This is a genomic window from Saccharopolyspora elongata (assembly GCF_004348985.1).
Lineage (GTDB): Bacteria > Actinomycetota > Actinomycetes > Mycobacteriales > Pseudonocardiaceae > Saccharopolyspora > Saccharopolyspora elongata.
Genome location: NZ_SMKW01000002.1, coordinates 172,589 through 191,100, shown reverse-complemented (window position 1 = coordinate 191,100; position 18,512 = coordinate 172,589). Strand labels below are relative to the sequence as shown.

18 protein-coding genes are annotated in these 18,512 nt (G+C 72.2%); 8 read left to right on the top strand and 10 right to left on the bottom strand.

Going from position 1 to position 18,512, the window contains the following annotated elements; genetic code table 11:
- The first annotated feature begins 32 nt into the window (after positions 1–32).
- A complete protein-coding gene (locus E1288_RS02585; protein ID WP_235883291.1) occupies positions 33–878 on the top strand; it encodes a helix-turn-helix transcriptional regulator in 846 nt (281 codons plus the stop codon).
- 55 nt (positions 879–933) lie between these two features.
- Here E1288_RS02585 and E1288_RS02580 read toward each other — a convergent pair whose 3' ends face one another.
- Both E1288_RS02580 and hrpB read right to left on the bottom strand, forming a co-directional pair.
- Positions 934–1,347 (bottom strand): STAS domain-containing protein, encoded by a 414-nt coding sequence (locus tag E1288_RS02580; RefSeq protein WP_132480050.1) that lies wholly within the window; start codon positions 1,345–1,347, stop codon positions 934–936.
- Positions 1,348–1,533: 186 nt separating this feature from the next.
- Positions 1,534–3,960 carry an ATP-dependent helicase HrpB gene (gene hrpB, locus E1288_RS02575; RefSeq protein ID WP_132480048.1) on the bottom strand — a complete coding sequence of 809 codons (2,427 nt, stop codon included), beginning with the start codon at positions 3,958–3,960 and terminating at the stop codon, positions 1,534–1,536.
- 102 nt (positions 3,961–4,062) lie between these two features.
- Between hrpB and E1288_RS02570 the strand changes: the two genes are divergently transcribed.
- A complete protein-coding gene (locus E1288_RS02570) occupies positions 4,063–4,839 on the top strand; it encodes an IclR family transcriptional regulator domain-containing protein (protein WP_165967951.1) in 777 nt (258 codons plus the stop codon).
- Positions 4,840–4,851: 12 nt separating this feature from the next.
- On the opposite strand, the gene E1288_RS02565 is transcribed toward E1288_RS02570, so the two are convergent.
- The 4 genes from E1288_RS02565 to E1288_RS02550 form a co-directional block, all read right to left on the bottom strand.
- Positions 4,852–6,417 carry a GMC family oxidoreductase gene (locus tag E1288_RS02565; RefSeq protein ID WP_235883290.1) on the bottom strand — a complete coding sequence of 522 codons (1,566 nt, stop codon included), beginning with the start codon at positions 6,415–6,417 and terminating at the stop codon, positions 4,852–4,854.
- A 151-nt stretch (positions 6,418–6,568) separates the two neighbouring features.
- Entirely contained in the window at positions 6,569–7,459 is an 891-nt protein-coding gene (locus tag E1288_RS02560; RefSeq protein WP_132480042.1) for a CPBP family glutamic-type intramembrane protease, read from the bottom strand.
- A complete protein-coding gene (locus tag E1288_RS02555) occupies positions 7,456–8,082 on the bottom strand; it encodes a TetR/AcrR family transcriptional regulator (RefSeq protein ID WP_132480040.1) in 627 nt (208 codons plus the stop codon). Before E1288_RS02555 ends, E1288_RS02560 begins: the two co-directional genes overlap by 4 nt.
- Positions 8,079–8,312: a DUF5708 family protein gene (locus E1288_RS02550; RefSeq protein ID WP_207954135.1), complete on the bottom strand. Its 234-nt coding sequence runs from the start codon at positions 8,310–8,312 to the stop codon at positions 8,079–8,081. The genes E1288_RS02555 and E1288_RS02550 overlap by 4 nt, the downstream gene beginning before the upstream one ends.
- A 245-nt stretch (positions 8,313–8,557) precedes the next feature.
- Between E1288_RS02550 and E1288_RS47855 the strand changes: the two genes are divergently transcribed.
- Genes E1288_RS47855 through E1288_RS02540 form a run of 3 tightly spaced genes read left to right on the top strand, consistent with a single transcriptional unit; the run spans position 8,558 to position 11,201 of the window.
- Complete coding sequence (locus E1288_RS47855; RefSeq protein WP_207954134.1) at positions 8,558–9,511, top strand: MetQ/NlpA family ABC transporter substrate-binding protein; 954 nt, start codon at positions 8,558–8,560, stop codon at positions 9,509–9,511.
- Complete coding sequence (locus tag E1288_RS47850) at positions 9,508–10,542, top strand: methionine ABC transporter ATP-binding protein (RefSeq protein ID WP_207954133.1); 1,035 nt, start codon at positions 9,508–9,510, stop codon at positions 10,540–10,542. The genes E1288_RS47855 and E1288_RS47850 overlap by 4 nt, the downstream gene beginning before the upstream one ends.
- Entirely contained in the window at positions 10,539–11,201 is a 663-nt protein-coding gene (locus E1288_RS02540) for a methionine ABC transporter permease (protein ID WP_132480038.1), read from the top strand. Before E1288_RS47850 ends, E1288_RS02540 begins: the two co-directional genes overlap by 4 nt.
- Here E1288_RS02540 and E1288_RS02535 read toward each other — a convergent pair whose 3' ends face one another.
- Complete coding sequence (locus E1288_RS02535; protein WP_165967950.1) at positions 11,202–12,179, bottom strand: DivIVA domain-containing protein; 978 nt, start codon at positions 12,177–12,179, stop codon at positions 11,202–11,204.
- 319 nt (positions 12,180–12,498) lie between these two features.
- Here E1288_RS02535 and E1288_RS02530 point away from each other — a divergent pair, with 319 nt between their 5' ends.
- On the top strand, positions 12,499–13,245 hold the full coding sequence (locus E1288_RS02530; RefSeq protein WP_132480033.1) for a DUF427 domain-containing protein: 747 nt from the start codon (positions 12,499–12,501) through the stop codon (positions 13,243–13,245).
- A gap of 75 nt (positions 13,246–13,320) precedes the next feature.
- Complete coding sequence (locus E1288_RS02525) at positions 13,321–13,842, top strand: DinB family protein (protein ID WP_132480030.1); 522 nt, start codon at positions 13,321–13,323, stop codon at positions 13,840–13,842.
- Between the two features lie 9 nt (positions 13,843–13,851).
- Here the strand turns inward: E1288_RS02525 and E1288_RS02520 are convergent, their stop codons facing one another.
- Positions 13,852–14,769: an LLM class flavin-dependent oxidoreductase gene (locus E1288_RS02520; protein WP_132480028.1), complete on the bottom strand. Its 918-nt coding sequence runs from the start codon at positions 14,767–14,769 to the stop codon at positions 13,852–13,854.
- 20 nt (positions 14,770–14,789) lie between these two features.
- The gene (locus E1288_RS02515; protein WP_132480025.1) at positions 14,790–15,380 is read right to left on the bottom strand and encodes a TetR/AcrR family transcriptional regulator; all 591 of its coding nucleotides are present in this window, start codon (positions 15,378–15,380) and stop codon (positions 14,790–14,792) included.
- 82 nt (positions 15,381–15,462) lie between these two features.
- Between E1288_RS02515 and E1288_RS02510 the strand changes: the two genes are divergently transcribed.
- Entirely contained in the window at positions 15,463–16,353 is an 891-nt protein-coding gene (locus E1288_RS02510; RefSeq protein WP_132480022.1) for an oxidoreductase, read from the top strand.
- A 54-nt stretch (positions 16,354–16,407) separates the two neighbouring features.
- Here the strand turns inward: E1288_RS02510 and E1288_RS02505 are convergent, their stop codons facing one another.
- Positions 16,408–18,474 (bottom strand): 3-hydroxyacyl-CoA dehydrogenase NAD-binding domain-containing protein, encoded by a 2,067-nt coding sequence (locus tag E1288_RS02505; RefSeq protein WP_132480019.1) that lies wholly within the window; start codon positions 18,472–18,474, stop codon positions 16,408–16,410.
- Positions 18,475–18,512 lie beyond the last annotated feature (38 nt).

Sequence of the window (18,512 nt, the reverse complement as noted above, 5' to 3'; positions counted from 1 at the left end):
CCGCGATACCCCCGGAAAGGGGTGAAGGGATCGTGTACTTGCGCCCGGATGACGGGAACGCCTTCCGGCAGGCCGTGCGGGTGGTGCGGCAGCGGGCCGACGTGCCGGTCGCCTTCGGCGGGCAGGTCGCGGCGGGTTCTCTGCACCTCTCGGAGTTCGCCGGCGTGCGCACGGCCGCGCTGAAGGGCCTCCAGGTGCGCGCCGCGGCGGGTCTCGGCGGGCAGGTCATGACCTCCCGGCGCCCGGGCGCGGTGAGCGACTACGGGTCCGCGGTGACGATCAGCCACGACTACGACGCGCCCGTGCTCGCCGAGGGCATCTGCTCGGTGGCCGCCGCGCCGGTGACGGTGCACGGCTCCGTTCGCGGGGTGCTTTACTGCGCGGCGCGCGGCGTGGTCCCGCTCGGCGACCGGGTGCTCGACACCATGGTCGACGCGACCCGCCGGCTGGCCGGGGAACTCGCCGTCCGCGACGAGGTGGACCGGCGGCTGCAACTGCTGGACGTGGCGGACGCCGACCGCACGGCGCTTCGCGACGGCGTGGCGATCGAGGAGGTTCGCGAGCTGCACGCCGAGTTCCGAGCCATCGCCCAGGGACTCGACGACGCGGTCCTGCGCGACCGGCTGCATCGGGCGTGCGAGCGGCTGGCGCACCTCACCGACGCCCGGGACGCCGGAGATCCGCCCGCGTTGTCGCCGCGCGAGCTGGACGTGCTCTCGCAGATCGCGCTCGGCTGCAGCAACGCGGAAACGGCGCGGAGGCTCTCGCTGAAACCCGAGACCGTCAAGGCGTATCTGCGCAGCGCCATGCGCAAGCTGGACGTGCACACCCGGCACGAGGCGGTCGTCGCCGCCCGGAGGCGCGGCGCGCTGCCCTGATTCCCCTGCGCAGCCGGGAAACGGTTGCGGCGTCGCAGTCCTGAACCGACTCGGGCTAACGCAGGACGGTCGCGCCCGAGGGGCCGACGGCCTCCTCGACCGTGGTCGCGTAGGTGAACCGGTCGGCGACGTCGAGCATCTCCAGCAGGCGGTCCACGACCCTGTTCTGGGAGAGCAGAACCAGGTGCACCCCGCGCATCAGGGCGCGGTGCGCGGCCTCCAGCAGCACGACCGCGCCGTGGGTGGACAGGAAGGAAAGCCTGGACAGGTCCAGGACGGCGGTGCCGGTGGCGGCCGAGAGGTGCGCACGCACCGCGTCGGCGAAGTTCGTGGCGCTGTTCATGTCCAGGATTCCGGCCGTTTCCAGGACGACGACGCCGGGAGCGGGGCTCGTGGTGCGCAGTCGCAGCACTCCGGACGCGTGGTCATTGGTGCCGCGTTCGGTGCGCGGGCCGGGGATGAAGGACATGTGCGGCCTCCCCAATGCTCGGGATTCGGGCTGTCGGCCACGTCGCGGAGAACCTCGGCGGGCCGCCCTCCACGCTACGGCCAAACTCTAGATCACCAGGCGAAATGACCCTTCGAGCGCATCACAGCACGAAGGGTGTTCGCCCCTCGGCCGCGACCCACGATCGGGCGACGGCGGCCGTCACGGTCAGCTCGCGGGGCTGTGCCGGGTGCGGCGGGTCGGCGTCGCCGTGGCCGGGTCCTCCGGCCACGGGTGCTTCGGGTAGCGCCCGCGCAGTTCCGCGCGGACCTGCCGGTAACCGTTGCGCCAGAACGAATCGAGATCGGCCGTGACCGCCGCCGGGCGCCCGGCCGGCGAGAGCAGGTGCAGCACCACCGGCACCCGGCCGTCGGCGATGCGCGGCACGTCCTGCCAGCCGAAGACCTCCTGCAGCTTCACCGGCAGGGCGGGCCCGTCGCCCTGGTAATCCACCTTGATCCGGGAGCCGGAGGGGACCTCGATCCGGTCCGGCGCGAGCTCGTCCAGGCGTCCCGCCGCGGACCACGGGATCAGCCGCCGCAGCGCGGCGCCTGCCGGGATCCGCAGGTCGGCCCGCCGCCGCGCGGCCGAGAGCTCCGGTTCCAACCATTGGTCCACTATGGACAGCAGTGTTCCGTCGTCGATGGCGGGCCAGGGATCGCCGAGAGCAGCGTGCAGGAACCCCAGCCGCTGCCGCAGGCGTCGCGCGTCGTCGTTCCAGGACAGCAGTTCCAGTCCCTCGGCGCGCAGGCCGGCCAGCAGCGCCCGCCGGACCTCGGCGGCGTCCGGGTCGCGGATCTGCCTGCTGCTCAAGGTGATCGCGCCGAGCCGCTCGACGCGGACCGCCCGCACATCGCCGTCCGCCCAGCCGATCTCGTCGCTGGTCGTCACCAGCGCGGGCGCCGCACTGCGGGCCAGCGCCTCGTCCGCGGGTGCGGCCAGCCGGACGACCCCGGAAGCGCTTCCCGGCGCCCGGTCCGCGACGGCCACGGCGAGCCATTCCGATTCGCGCAACCCGGAGTTGCCCGGCAACTCCACCGCCGTCCCGGACGCCATCAGGTACACCGCGGAACCGGAACCCCGGCGCCGCGCCAACCTCTCGGGCTGCGCCAGCGCGACGACGAGCGCCGCATCGTCGCGCGCGGAGGTGCCGGGATGCGGCTGCACAGAACCGCGCAGCCTGCGGACCTCCCGCCGCCACCGATCGCTGCCCGGCGCGCCCCGGCGCAGCCGGGAAAGCGCCGTGGTGACGTCGACTTCGCTGGTCAGCGCATCGTTGTCGAGCAGGGCCACGACCTCGGTGGTGATGTCGGTGCCGGCCAGTTCGCGGCCGTCGAGCAGGGCCCGGGCCAGCCTCGGGTGCAGACCGAGCTCCGCCATCCGGCGGCCCCGGGCCGTGACCGCGTCGTCGTCCAGCGCACCGAGCCCGCACAGCACGTCGCGGCCCGCGGCCAGCGCACCGGCGGGCGGCTCGTCCCACCACGCCAGCGCCGACCCGTCCGGCGTTCCCCAGCACGCCAGCTCCAAGGCGAGCCGGGTCAGATCGGCCGTCCGGATCTCCGGTTCCGGGTATGCGGGCAGCGTGCTGTGCTCGTGCTCCGGCCAGCACCGGTACACCACGCCGGGCCCCTGCCGACCGGCGCGGCCCGCTCGCTGGTCGGCGACCGCCGCCGACACCCGGACCGTGGCCAGCCCGGCCAGGCCGCGCCGGTTGTCCACCCGCGACACCCGGGACAGGCCCGAGTCGACGACGGCGCGCACCCCGGGCACGGTCAGACTCGACTCGGCGACCGCCGTGGCCAGCACCACGCGGCGCCGCTTCCCCATTCGCAGAGCCGAATCCTGCTGCGCGTGCGGCAGTCGTCCGTGCAGCGGCAGAACGTCCACATCGGACTCGCCCAGCTGGTTCGCGACGCGGCGGATCTCGCCGGCACCGGGCAGGAACGCCAGCACGTCGCCGTCCTGCTCGGCCAGCGCGGTGCGCACCGCCCGCGCCACGCACGCCTCGATCCGCTCCCCACGTGTCGGCGGCAGGTACGAGGTCCGGACCGGATGGGTCCGCGCGTGCGCCTCCAGCACCGGTGCGCCGCCGAGCAGCTCCGCGGCCCGACCGGCCGCCACCGTGGCCGACGTCGCCAGCACCCGCAGGTCCGGGCGCAGCCCGCCCCGGGCGTCCAGCAGCAGCGCCAGCAGGAGGTCCGCGTCCAGGTGCCGCTCGTGGCATTCGTCGAGCATCACGACGTCGACGCCGGTCAGCTCGGGATCCGATTGCAGCCGCCGCACCAGCAGGCCGGAGGTCACCACCTCGACGACCGTCGCCGCGCCGCGACGGCGCTCACCCCGCACCGAGTAGCCCACGCGCTGCCCGACCTCTTCGCCGAGCAGGCTCGCCATGCGCTCCGCCGCGGCCCGGGTGGCCAGCCGCCGTGGCTCCGCCACCACGACGCGAAACCCCTGCTCCGCCAACGCCAACGGCACGAGCGTCGTCTTCCCGGTGCCGGGAGGCGCCACCAGGACCGCCGTGCCGTGCTCCGCGAGAGCACGGGTGACGTCGTCGAGCACGGCACGCACGGGAAGATCGGGGAAGTCGAGCATAACGGCCCCATCTTGCCATCCCCGCCGCGCAGTTCGATTGACGCACGGAAGTTCGGCGATTACGTTGCCGGAAAACCACCGCCGCCGAACGGGAATGGCACCTTGGGACGACTCGCGGACGCCGACAGCGCCGCCCGGAAGCAACGGCAGCTCGCCGGCGCACCGAACGCGGCGGACTTCTCCGAGGCGCTGGCCCGGGGCTTGGCCGTGCTCGCGGCCTTCGACGGCGAGAACCGGCGACTGACGCAGGCCGACCTGGCGCGCAAGCTCGACCTGTCCCGCGCCACCGTGCGGCGCGCCGTGCTGACCCTCGAACACCTCGGCTACGTCCGCGCCGAAGGCCGCGCGTACGAACTCAGCCCGCGAATCCTGCGGCTCGCGGCCGGATACCTGACCTCGAACGTCACCGGCGCGGTCATGCAGCCGGTGTGCGACCGGATCTGTGCGCGGCTGCAGGAAGCGTGCTCCGTCGCCGTGCTCGACGGAGCGGACGCGGTCGTGATCGCCCGCGCGGTGCCGAACCAGCTGATCCAGGTGGGCAGCGGCATCGGCTTCCGGACTCCGGCGAGCATCTCCTCCCTCGGCAAGGTCCTCCTCGCGCACCTGCCGGAGCAGGAGCGCCCCGGCGCGCTCGACGCGGCCGGGGCCCGGGCCGATGCCCTCGCCGGGATCGAGCGCGTCGGGTACTGCTACGTCGCGAACGACGTGGAGCCGGGCGCCCATTCGATCGCCGTGCCCCTGCGCCGGTGGGACGGGCGGGTGATCGCGGCGCTGCACGTCGGGTGCAACATCGAGCGGATCTCGCCCGAGACCATGCACGGCGACGTCCTGGCGCTGCTGCAGGAGGCGGCCGACGAGCTGCACGCCCAGCTCATCTGAGCCGCCGCACCGTCAGCCGAGGCGGTCGGCCATGAGCTCGCCCGCCATGATCGCCGCGAGGTTGGTGTTCGCGCGGGGAACCGTCGGGAAGATCGACGCGTCGACCACGCGGAGCCCCTCCACGCCCAGCACCCGGCAGCCGGGATCGACCACCGTCGCCGGATCCGACGGGCTTCCCATCCGGCACGTGCTGGTCGCGTGCTGCGCGTCGGCCGCCGTCGCGAGCAGGTAGTCGTCCAGCTCCGCGTCGTCGTCGACGGCCGCGAGCAACGTCTCGTTGAGCCGGTCCGGCGAGAACGCCGTGATCGCCGCGACCTCGTCGCCGCGCACCAGCTCGACCAGGTGGCGGATGCCGCTGCGCAGCCGCGCCAGATCCCGCTCGTCGGAGAGCATGCGTTCGCGCACCTCCGGCTGCGCCGTCGGGTCGGTCGAGGTCAGGCCGACCGATCCGCGCGAGTAGACCTGGTTGTTCCACACGCCGAAGGACCCCGCGCCGAAGCGGACGTCGGCGATCTCCATCGCGAGCACGCTCTGGTTGGCCGCGATGACCATCATGTCGTCGGCCTGGGCCGCCGGGTGGTCGCTGGTGTAGCGGATGCAGACGTTCGTGTGCCGGTCGTCGGGCGTGCGCACCGCCGACTCCTCGTTCAGCGGGATGCCGACGAAGACCACCGGGTGGTCCTGCAGGCCCTGGCCGACCGGCAGGTCCCGCAGCACGTCGATGCCCAGCGAGCGCAGGTGGGCGGCCGGGCCGATGCCGGATCGCAGCAGGATCGCCGGCGTGTGGATCGCACCGGCGCTCAGCACGACCTGGTCCGCGTGCTCGCGGCTCATCGTCCCGTCGACGAGGATCTCCACGCCGACCGCTCGCCCGCCGGACACGATGACCCGGTCCACGACGGCGTCGCCTCGGATCACGAGGCCGGCCAGCGCCCTGGCCGGTTCGAGGTAGGCGTCGTTGGTGGACACCCGGCGGCCGAGCCGCGAGTTGATCGGATACGGCGAAATCCCCGTCGCACCAGGGGCGTTCACATCGGCGGCCCACCCGTGCCCCGCCGCCAGCGCGGCCCGGTGCAGCGCCGCGTCCACCGCTCCCCACTCCGCCTGGGGCGTCCGGTAGACCGGGACCGGGCCGCCGCGCCCGTGGTACGGGGCGTCGCCGAACTCCTCGTCGTCCTCCAGCTTCGCGAAGTACGGCAGCACGTCCCGGGGAGCCCAGCCGTCGCATCCCGCGCAGGCCCAGTCCTCGAAGTCCGCCATCGGCGGGCGGATCGCGATCTGCCCGTTGATCGCCGAACTGCCGCCGACCCCTCGGCCGCGCCAGAACGGCTCCGGGGCCTGCTTCTCGGTCCGCGCCGCGGTGAGCCCCTGCCACACGAGGTGCCGCCCGGCGTCGGGATCCAGCAGCGCGCGCATCGGGTTCGGCGACCGCCACACCTCCGGCATCTCGGCAGAGCGGTAGTCCGGGCCGGCCTCCAGGAGCAGCACCCGCCTCCCCTGCTCCGCGGCCCGGACTGCCAGGGCGGACCCCGCGGAACCGGCCCCGACCACGATCAGATCCCAGCCACCCTCAGCCACCACGCCTCCTAGAAGTTCGATTACCGCACACATGTGCGCTGTTGCGGAGACGGTACGACCACCCGGCCGGGCGCCGCAACGGATTTCCGCACCGGCGCCGGAGGTCCACATCGGACGGGAGGATAGGGAGGGCCTTGGCCCGCCCCGTTCGCTACACCGTCTCAGAGACGGCCTGGCGGGAAACCTGGCCGCGGCGGGCCAGCCGGCGGACACCGAGGAAGACGACGGCCGCGAGCAGCAGGTAGGCGGGCACGAGCAGCAGGGCGTCGGGCGTGGTCATCTCGGCCGACCAGCCCGCGTCCCGGCGTTCGCCGTCCAGGACGATGCGCTGGACGGTGAGGAACGTCAGGTGGGTCGCGACGCTCGTCCACAGTGAACCGGTGGCGCTGCGCGCGGCGATCAGCGCGATGCCGAAAACGGTGAGCAGGATCAGGTAGGACACCGGATCCTCGCCCGCGGGCGCCCAACCGATGGCGCCGGGCGATCCGCCGGCCAGCACCGCGATTCCTGCCGCGACGAGGGCAGATGCCGCGGGGACGACCAGGAAGATCGCCGTGGTGCCAACGGCTGCCGCCCATCGTCCGAACCGCGATCGCAGGGTGCACCAGGCGTACCCGCGCAGCGTCAGCTCTTCCGGCAGCGCCTCGAGCAGGAACGCGACGATCGCGTTGGTGGCGAGGAAGACCGCCAGGCTCCCGGGATCCAGGTCAGTCCAGCGCAGCCAGCCCGCGGCGGTCCCGCCGCCGAACACGAGGGCGGCGCTGCCGGCGGTCACGACGCACCCGAGCAGGAAGCCACGAAGCCCGCGCAGGTCCGCCGTCAGCCCCAGCCCGCGCAGCCCGCCACGCCGCCGCCACAGCAGGACGACGACCGGCACCGCGATCAAACTGGTCAGCACCGCAGGCAGGAGGCGCATGGCGAATCCGTCGTCGCCGCTCGCCGGCGCTACCGTCGTCGCGACACCCAGCGCGAAAGCCATCGCGATCGGACCGAGCGCGGCGCGCCCGAGCACCGCGAGTGCGCCAGTACGGTGCACGATCATGTTCCCTTGCTCCTTTTCGGTTTCCGTTGCGCCTTCGGGAAGAGCAGGTCCAGGTGGGCTTCGACGCGCGGGGAGAGGAAGCCCGCGCGCTCGGACTCGTCGAGGACCAGCGACTGCACGACGAGCCCGTCGATGACCGCGAGCAGCCCGGCCGCCGCCATCACCGGGTCGGCGGCCGGGTTGAGCTCACCGCTCCCGCTCGCACGCCGGAGGATCTGCGCGAACGCCTCGCGGAGCTCCTCGTCCACCTCCGCAGCGAAACTCATGAGCGACGGCCGCGTGGTCGCCTCGGCGGAGAACGCCAGCCACACGCGGGCGTCGCGGCTGAGGCGCTCGTCGACCGGCAGCCAGAGGTCGATCAGCGCACGCAGCACCGAGCGGGCCGGCCCGTCGAAACCCACCGCCGCCGCGCGCCCCTCCACATCGCGGCAGATGTGGCGGAACGCCTCGACGATGAGCTGGTCCTTGCTCCGGAAGTAGTACTGGACCTGCGCGAGGGACACGCCCGCCGCGGTGGCCACCGCGCGCATGCTGACGGCCGGGATCCCGCCCCCGTCGATCAGGTCGAGCACCGCGCCGATCAGGTGCGCTCGCCGCTCGGCGGCGCGGTCCCCGGCTGTCACTCCTGCCGACCGCGCGTCGACCGGCCGATCACCATGGCCAGACCCACCACGATCTCGATGGCGCCCACCACGAGCAGGACGACCCCGACCTTGCTCGGCGAGACGACCGGCAGCTCGACCCCGCCCGTCGTCGCCCACAGCACGGCACCGATCAGCGCCAGAACCACGCCGCTGACGAGGGTCGTGCGCGCGGCACGAGCTCCGCTTTCGATCTTCTCAACATTGCCCATACGATCGTATGGTACAGACGTACTGTACGACTGTATAGGACACCCGAGCAGGCCTTTCGATCGATTGCGCGATGCGGGTCACGACGAGGCGGCCGCCTAGCACGGCCAGGCTCCAACAGCAAATCGCGCCCCGAAAATCCAGATCATGAAACGATGTCGGGTTCCTCGGCCGGCTGCTGCATCGTGGCGTCCGAAGGGCGCGCACGCATCGGATTCCCGCGCGCCGACACCGCGAAAGGCAAGACATGTCCGAGAACGACAACGCCCCCGAGAACAACGCCCTCGGGCTGCCGGAGAAGCCCAAGCAGAAGCGACGGGGCGTCCTGCTGGGCCTGGCCGCGCTGGTGGTGATCGCCGTCGTCGCGGTGGTCGTCGTGGTGCAGGGCGGCTCGACCGACACCGCGGCCGGCCGCACCAAGGTGCGCATCGGCGTCACCGACGCCGGCAAGTCGTACTGGAAGACCTACAAGGACCTCGCCGCCGCCCAGGGCATCGACCTCGAGACGGTCAACTTCAGCGACTACCACCAGGCCAACCCGGCGCTGTCGCAGAAGCAGATCGACGTGAACCTCTTCCAGCACCTGCTCTTCCTCGCCAACTACAACGCGTCCAATTCGGACACCCTCACCCCGATCGGCTCGACCTACGTCGTGCCGCTGAGCCTGTACTCCCGCAAGCACGCAGGCGTCGCCGACGTCCCGCAGGGCGGCACCGTCGCGATCCCGAACGACCCCACCAACCAGGCGCGGGCGCTGCTGGTGCTCCAGCAGGCCGGGCTGATCAAGCTCAGGGACGGCGGGACCGTGCTCGCCACCCCGGCCGACATCGACACCGCGGCCTCGAAGGTGACCGTCACCCCGGTCGACGCCGCGCAGACCGTCGCGTCGCTGCCGTCGGTGGACGCGGCGATCATCAACAACAACTTCGCCCTCGACGCCGACCTCGACCCGAGCAAGGCGCTGTTCGGCGACGACCCCGACAGCCCGGCCGCCGCGCCCTACATCAACGCGTTCGTCGTCCGCGCCGAGGACCGGGACAACCCGACCTACCACAAGCTCGTCGAGATCTACCGGGACAAGCGCGTCTCCGGGCAGGCCGAGGCCGATTCGAAGGGCACGTCGGTGCTCGTCGACCGCCCGCAGGCCGAGCTGGAGGGCATCCTGGCCGACCTCACGCAGACCGTGCAGGCCGCCAAGTGAGCACGGGGTCCCCGCTCATCGAGTTCCGCGGCGTCGGCAAGACCTTCGGCTCCGGCGACCGCGCGGTCACCGCGCTGGCGGACGTCGACCTGACCATCGACGCCGGCGAGGTGTTCGCAATCATCGGCTACTCCGGGGCGGGCAAGAGCACCCTGGTCCGGCTGATCAACGCGCTGGAGCCGGTCAGCGCCGGGCAGGTCGTCGTCGGCGGCACCGACATCACCGGCCTGCCCGAGCGGCGGCTGCGCGAGGTCCGGCTCGGCATCGGCATGATCTTCCAGCAGTTCAACCTGCTCCGCTCGCGCACCGTGTTCGGCAACGTGGCCTACCCGCTGAAGATCGCGGGCTGGGACAAGCGGCGGCGCGAGGAGCGGGTCGCGGAGCTGCTGCGGTTCGTCGGCATCGCCGACAAGGCCTGGCACTACCCCGACCAGCTCTCCGGCGGGCAGAAGCAGCGGGTCGGCATCGCCCGGGCGCTGGCGACCAACCCGAAGATCCTGCTCGCCGACGAGTCCACCAGCGCGCTCGACCCGGAGACCACCGGCGAGGTGCTGCGCCTGCTCAAGCGGGTCAACACCGAGCTCGGGGTGACCATCGTGGTGATCACCCACGAGATGGAGGTGGTCCGGGAGATCGCCGACCGGGTGGCGGTGCTCGACGCCGGGCGCGTCGTCGAGCAGGGCAGCGTGGTGGACGTGTTCTCCGCGCCCAAGACCGCGATCACCCGCCGGTTCGTCGAAACCGTGCTGCACGACCAGCCCGACGGCGAGAACCTCGCCAGGCTGCGCGCCCGGCACGACGGCCGGCTGGTGACCGCGAGCATCCGCGACGACCGGCGGATCGGCGCCGTGCTGTCCAACGCGCTGGGCAGGCACGGCGTCCGGTTCGAGATCGTCTACGGCGGGATCAAGGAGCTCGGCGGCGAGTCGCTGGGCAGGCTGACGTTGGAGCTCAACGGCGCGGCCGACGGCGTCGACGCGCTGATCGCCGAGCTCCGCGAGATCACCGAGGTGCAGGAGCTGGTGGCGTGAACATCGACTGGGCGACGATCGGGCCGGTGCTGCTCACCTCGATCGGCCAGACCATCTGGATGGTGCTGGCCACGATGCTGATCGGCGGCTTCCTCGGCCTGGTGCTCGGCATCCTGCTCTACACCACGCGGGCGGGCGGGATCCTCGCCAACCGCTTCGTGTTCGTGGTGCTGAACGTGCTGGTGAACATCATCAGACCGATCCCGTTCATCATCTTCATCACGGCGATCGGCCCGCTGACGATCCAGGTCGTCGGCACCACGCTGGGCACCACCGCGGCCACGTTCGCGCTGACCGTGGCGGCCACGTTCGGCATCTCGCGGATCGTCGAGCAGAACCTGGTGACCATCGACCCCGGGGTCATCGAGGCGGCCCGCGCGATGGGGGCGAGCCCGCTGCGGATCATCGTGGGCCTGCTGGTGCCGGAGGCGCTCGGGCCGCTGATCCTCGGCTACACCTTCGTGTTCGTCGCGGTCGTCGACATGACGGCCGTCGCGGGCGCGGTCGGCGGCGGCGGGCTCGGGGACTTCGCCATCACCTACGGCTACCAGCGCTTCGAGTGGGGCATCACCGCGATCGCGGTGCTGATCATCATCGTGCTGGTGCAGGCGGCCCAGTACCTGGGCAACCTGCTGTCCCGCAAGGCGCTGCGCGGCTGATCAGCCCGGTGAGCGCTCGTTCCGGCGGGCGCTCACCGGCGCGTCGGCGTCCAGGCGCTCCGCGATGAGGTCCAGCAGCGAGTCGACCTCGGCCCGGTCGTAGCCGGTGCCCGGCTCGGGCTGCGCGCGGAACGCGACGGATTGCACGTCGCGCGAGGTCAGCGTGTCGGCGCCGCGCAGGGTGTCGGCGACGCGGTCCAGGAAGTCATCGACCTCGTCCTCGTCGTAGCCGTGCTCGTTGCCTGCGGAACCGTGCAGCACCACGCTGCCGATCGCCTCCGGGGTGAGCTGCGGAGTCCCGGCCACCAGCGCGCGCGGGAAGGCGCGGGCGATCGGCATCCGCTGCGCCGGGACGGCCTGCGGCCGCTGCCGCGGGGTCATGTTCTTGATCATCGTGGAGACCATGACGAGGAAGGCGAAGACGCTGGCTTCCTGGTAGCCCGGCCGGCCCGGCCCGGGCGGGTTGAACCGGGCGCCCAGCACGTCCTGCGCGGTCAGCGTGTCGGCACCGCGGAGGGTGGCCTCGACGCGATCCATGAACGCATCGACCTCGGCCTTGTCCAGCACGTTCTGCTGCGCCGCCGAACTGCTGAACACCTCGACGCGCCCCGGCTGCACGGCCTCGCCGCGCCGGGGCGCGGGCTCCACGACCGGGGTCGCGCGCCGGACCACGGTCTTCTCCTCGCTCACCGCGCCGCCCTGCTTTTCGCGGCGCTCGGACTCCCGCACCTCGCGCTTCATCAGGGTCAGCGCGACCTGGTCCAGGAACTCGGCGACCTGGGACTTCTTGTAGGACCGTCCGGGCCTGCCCGGGCTGAACCGCGCCGTGAGCACGTCGCGCGCGGTCACCAGCCGCTTCCCGCGCAGCGTCGCCTCGACGCGTTCGAGGAGTTCGTCCACCTCGCGCTCGTCGTAGCCGCGGTTGCGCCGCCAGCTCCTGGCGAAAGCAACGTTGCGCACGTCGTCGGGGGTGAGCATCCTCGGGCCTCCAGGGCATGTGCCGCCAACTTTCGGACGCATGCCCGGCGTTGACCGCCCGAGCCCCCGACCCGCCCGTTCTGCGCGAACAGCTTGCCCGGGGCGGCGCCGGAGATCAACCCTTCCGGGCACCCTCGAAATGGGGCGTTCGTCGCACGCTGCGCCGAGCGCCCGGCCGACTGCGGACAGTGGCCCCGGCGGCTGCGCCCGAACGGTCCAACCCACTTGATCATCCACTGAGGACCAGACGCGTGGTGGCCCGCGCCGTGCCCGCGCGCCAGGATGGGAGGTACCAGACGCGCGAGCATCGGAGGACGCCATGACCGACAACCCGGGCGAGCAGCCGAAGATCCAGCGATCACCCAAGCGGGTGCGCACCTATCTCGGCGGGCGGCTCGTCGCGGACTCCAGGCACCCGATGCTCGTGTGGGAGCACCCCTACTACCCGACCTACTACCTGCCGGCCGAGGACGTCCAGGCGCAGCTGCGCCCGACCGGCGGCACACGCCACGTCGACCTGCTGGGCGACGGAGACGTCCACGACGTGCTGGTCGACGGAGCTTCCGCCGAGGGCGCTGCCGTCCGGTTCCCGGACTCCTCCCCCGCCCAGGGCCTGGTGCGGATCGACTGGGACGCGATGGACGAGTGGTTCGAGGAGGACGAGCCCGTCTACGTCCACCCGCGCGACCCGTACAAGCGGGTCGACATCCTGGCCGGCTCGCGGCACGTCGTCGTGCGCGTCGGCGGCGTCGTGGTGGCCGACTCGCGCCGCCCGCAGATCCTCTTCGAGACCGGCCTCCCGCCGCGCTACTACCTCCCGCTGGCCGATGTCCGGATGGACCTGCTGCGGCCGTCGCAACGGCGGACCCAGTGCCCCTACAAGGGGACCGCGACGTACTGGCACGTGGTGGTCGACGGCACCGAACACCCCGACATCGTCTGGGCCTACCGCACGCCACTGCCGGAGAGCCAGAAGGTCGCCGGCCTCGCCTGCTTCTACGACGAGCGGGTGGAGGTCACCATCGACGGCGAGCTCCAGGAGAAGCCGCACACGCCGTTCTCCTGACCACCAGCGACCGTCCATCGTGGACGATCGGAAAATCGCTTTCGCCCCGACCGGGCGTAATGCGAAGATCATCCCATGCCCGCATCCCGCCGCGAACTGCTGCGCTGGCAGTTCGACCTGACCTGGTCGCTGTTCGAGTTCCACCTGGAACGGCTGGACCCCGAGGACTTCCGCTGGGAGCCCGCGAAGCACTGCTGGACGATGCGCCGGGGCGAGGACGGGGCGTGGGTGCCGGACTGGGCCGACGCCGAGCCCGATCCCATCCCGGTGCCCACCATCGGCTGGATCACCTGGCACATCGGCTGGTGGTGGAGCGTGACCATCGACCACGCGCGGGGCGTGCCGCCGCGCGACCGGACCGAGATCGAGTGGCCCGGCGCCGGACAGCCGGCCATCGACTGGCTGCGCGGGTTGCGCGCGGACTGGCTCGCCGTGCTGGACGAGTTCACCGACGCCGACCTGGACGCCGTCGCGTCGTTCCCCTGGCAGAACGACCCCGAGATGACCGTGGCGCACACGGTCGGCTGGGTCAACGCGGAACTGATGAAGAACGCCGCCGAGATCGGCCAGCTCCGCCTGGTGCGCGCCGCGTCGTGACCGGGGACGTCAGCCGAGCCGGGGCAGGACCTCGGCCGCCAGGCGCTCGGTCTGCTCGGCGTGGTCGAACATCGGGCTGAGCAGGATGCGCTGCGCACCGGCGGCCGCGACCGCGCGTAGCTCTCGCTCGCAATCCTCCGGGGCGCCAACGACTGCGGCGGCCTCGATGGTTTCGGAGCGGCGGCCGTAGAGGCGCTCCAGCTCGGTGTTCATCCGCTCCCGACCGCGCTCCGGCGAGTCGTCGACCGCGATGTACACGCGCTTGGCGATCGGGAAGTCGGCCGGGTCCCGTTCCTGCTCGGCTAGCGCGGCCGCCACGGTTCGGACCTGGTCGGCGAACCGCTCGGTGGGCGACGATCCGGCGCCGAAGAAGCCGTTGCCATGGCGGACCGCGCGCCGCAGCGCCGCCGGGCTGTTGCCGCCGAACCAGATCGGCGGATGCGGCTTCCGGAATGGCTTGGGCTCCATCGCGGCGTCTTCGAGCTGCCAGAACCGGCCGTCGAAGGTCACCCGCGACCGCGTCCACAGCTGCTTCATCAGCTCGAGGCCCTCGGTGAACCGCCCGACGAAACGCTCCGGCTCGACGCCGAATGCGGCGAACATCCGGCCGCGGCCGCCCGTGCCGACGCCGATCTCCAGCCGCCCCCGGGACATCTGGTCCAGCGTGCTCAGGCTCTTCGCGAGGTGCACCGGGTTGTGCAGGGTGGTCACCAGCACGGCGCAGCCCAGCCGCAGCCGGTCGGTGCAGGCCGCCGCGAAGGTCATCGTCTCGATCGGGCTCAGCTGCGGCATGGTGCCCAGCACCTGCTCCTGGGTCCACGCGCTTTCGAAGCCGAGTTCCTCGACCCGCCTCAGGTAACCGGCGAAGCCGGCGGCGTCGAACTCGCCGTCTGCGAAGAACTGCGGGATCGAGATCGCGAACCTCATGCGGTGATCGTAGCCCCCGTTCAGCGGGGCGCGATGCCGTTGAGGAGCTCGCCGAGGAGGATGTCGAGCGCGGCGTCCGAGCCCTCTTCCGGGACCATGCCGCTGGCCGCCAGGCTGGCGAAGCCGTGCAGCCCGGCGAACACCGACAGGCCGATGCCATCGGCCCCGCCGGCGTGCACGTCGCCGCTGCGCTGACCGTCCACGATGACCGCGAGCATCGACGTTCCCAGCCGGTGCCCCGCCGCGACCAGCTCCTCGGAGGCGTCCGGCGCGTGCTTCCGGACGAACATCAGCTCGAGCAGTTCCGCGTCGTGCACGGCGAAGCAGACGTAGGCCCGGGCCAGCGCGGTCAGCCTGCGGCGGAACGGGCCCTCGGTGGCCGCGGCAGCGTCGAGCTCGGCGGTCAGGCGCTCGAACCCGCGCAGGGCGAGCGCGTTCAGCAGCGCCCGCTTGTCCTTGAAGTGCCGTCGCGGCGCGGCGTGGCTGACGCCGATGTCCCGCGCGAGTTCCCGCAGGGACAGGGCGTCGACCCCGCGCGTGCGCAGCGCGGTGGTGGCGGAGTCCAGCAACGCGGCGCGAAGGTCCCCGTGGTGATAACGACCTCCAGCCATGACCGGCAGCCTACCGTGGATGTTGACACCGGCAGCATTGTTGCCATTGTCAACTTTGTTGTCGGTGACTACATTGGCGCCCATGCCTGCTTGGAGCATCGATCGGATCCCCGACCTGACCGGCCGCACCGCGATCATCACCGGCGCCAACAGCGGCCTGGGCGTCCACACGGCCCGCGCACTGACCAGGGCCGGCGCGCACGTGGTGCTCGCCGTCCGGGACGTCACCAAGGGCGCGGAGGCGGCGGCCGCGCTCCCCGGCAGCCACGAGGTCCGCCGCCTCGACCTCGCCGACCTCGCCTCGGTGCGGGAGTTCGCCGACTCCTGGGACGGCGACGTCGACCTGCTGATCAACAACGCCGGGGTGATGATCCCGCCGGAGGGGCGCACCAAGGACGGGTTCGAGACGCAGTTCGGCACCAATCACCTCGGCCACTTCGCGCTCACGAACCTGCTGCTCCCGCGCGTCACCGACCGCGTGGTGACCGTGGCTTCCACGGCGCACCGGTACGTCCGGGGTATCAACTTCGACAACCCGAACTTCACCGGCGCCTACAACGCGCAGCGCGCCTACGGCCAGTCGAAGCTGGCGAACCTGCTGTTCGTGCTGGAGCTGCAGCGGCGGCTCACCGAGGCCGGTTCGCCCGTGCGGGCATTCGCCGCGCACCCCGGCTACGCGGCCACGAACCTGCAGAACCATTCCCCGAGCGCGGCACTACGCCTGCTCATGCGCGTCGGCAACCGGATCGTCGCGCAGGACGCGGAGGCAGGCGCGCTGCCGACGCTCTACGCCGCGACCCAGGACCTGCCCGGCGCGAGCTACCTTGGCCCAGACGGCCTGTTCGAGGTGCGCGGCGGTCCGACGCTGGTGAGCCGGTCGGCCGCGGCCAGCGACTCCGCTGCGGCGAAGAAGCTGTGGACGCTGTCCGAGGAACTGACCGGAACCGGCTTCCCCCTCGCCAAGGCGAGCTGAAAGCAGGTGGGCCACTGTGGACGAGTCCACAGTGGCCCACCTGGTCACCTGCCGTCAGCCGAAGTTCGCGGACTCATCGGCCAGCCGGACCAGCAGCGGCGCCGGCTCCCAGCCGTCGTCGTGGAACTTCCGCAGTGCGGCCAGCACGTTCGCCGTGCCCACGGTGTTCGCGTAGTGCATCGGCCCGCCGCGGTGCCGGGGGAATCCGTAGCCCGCCAGGTACACCACGTCGATGTCCGAGGCGCGCAGCGCGATTCCCTCGTCGAGGATCCGCGCGCCCTCGTCCACCAGCGCGAAGACCAGGCGCTGCACGATCTCCTCCGCCTCGAAGGTGCGGCGCTGGGTGCCGTGCTTCTCGTGGTACGACGTCAGCAGCTCGTCGACGACCGGGCTCGGGATCGCCTCCCGGCTGCCGGACTTGTAGTCGTACCAACCCGCCCCGGTCTTCTGGCCGAACCGCCCCAGCTCGCACAGCGCGTCGGAGATCTCGTCGCGCGGCGAGTCGGGGTGCTCCGCGTAGCGGCGCTTGCGGATCGCCCAGCTGATGTCGTTGCCCGCCAGGTCGCCCATCCGGAACGGGCCCATCGCGAAGCCGAAGCCCTCGATCGCCGAGTCGACCTCGGCCGGCGACGCCCCGGCGCGCAGCAGCGCCATCGCGGCATCCCGGTACTCGGCCAGCATCCGGTTGCCGATGAAGCCGTCGCACACCCCGGACACCACGGCGGTCTTGCCGACCCGCTGCCCCACCGACATCGCCGTGACCAGCACGTCGTCGGCGGTCTCGGCGCCGCGCACGACCTCCAGCAGCTTCATCACGTTGGCGGGGCTGAAGAAGTGCATGCCCACCACGTCGCCGGGCCGCCCGGTGACCGCGGCGATCGCGTCGACGTCGAGGGTCGAGGTGTTCGACGCCAGGATCGCGCCGGGCTTGGCCGCCGCGTCCAGCTTGGTGAACACCTCGCGCTTGACGCCCATGTCCTCGAAGACCGCTTCGATGACCAGGTCGCTGTCGGACACGTCGGCGTAGTCGAGGCTCGGCGTCAGCAGCGCCATCCGCCGTTCGAGCACCTCCGCCGCGAGCTTCCCCTTGTCCACCTGGGCCTGGTAGTTCCGGCGGATGATGCCCAGCCCGCGATCCAGCGCCTCCTGGCCGGTTTCCACGATGACGACCGGGATGCCCGCGTTGAGGAAGTTCATCGCGATCCCGCCGCCCATGGTGCCGGCGCCGATGACGGACACCTTCTCGACCGGGCGCGGCTGCGTCTCGCGCGGCACATCGGGGATCTTGCGGGCGGCCCGCTCGGCGAAGAACGCGTGCCGCAGCGCGGCGGACTGCGTGCCGCCCATCAGCTCCAGGAACGTCCGGCGCTCTTCGGCCAGCGCCTCGTCGAACGGCGCGGTCCCGGACAGCTCCACCAGCTTGAGGGCGGCCAGCGGCGCCTCGAACCCGCGGCTGCGGCGGCGCAGCGGCTCGCGCATCGCGCTCACCTCGTCCACGCCGCCGACGGCGAGGTCGCGGACCCTCGGCAGCGGCCGCACCGCGGCGATCTCGCGGGCGAACGCCGTCGCGGCCGCCACCACGTCGCCGTCCACGACCCGGTCGAGCAACCGCTGGCCTTCGACGCCCGCGAGCGCCTTGGCGGTACGCGGCTTGCCGCCGGTGATCATCTCGGCCGCCACCGCCGGACCCACCGCGCGCGGCAGCCGCTGGGTGCCGCCGGCACCGGGGACGAGCCCGAGCGTCACCTCCGGGAGCCCGAGCTTGCTGGCGGCCGTGGCGACCCGGTAGTGCGCGCCCAGCGCGAGTTCCAGCCCGCCGCCGAAGCAGGTGCCGTCGATGGCCGCCACGACCGGCTTGCCGGCGGCGTCCAGCGCGGCGATGACGTCCACGAGCGTCGGTTCCGCCGCGGACTTGGGCGTCCCGAACTCGGTGATGTCGGCGCCCGCCGAGAAGAAGCCCGGACGGCCGGTCAGCACGACGGCTTCGACGTCGGCGGATTCCAGGGCGCGGCGCAGATCCCGCACGATCCCCTCGCGCACGGCGTGCCCGAGCCCGTTGACCGGTGGGTTCTCGATTCGGATGATCGCGACGGGACCGTCGAGGGCGTACTCGGTGGACATGCAGCAGACCCGCTTTCTGGTAGTGCGTCGTTCTCTTC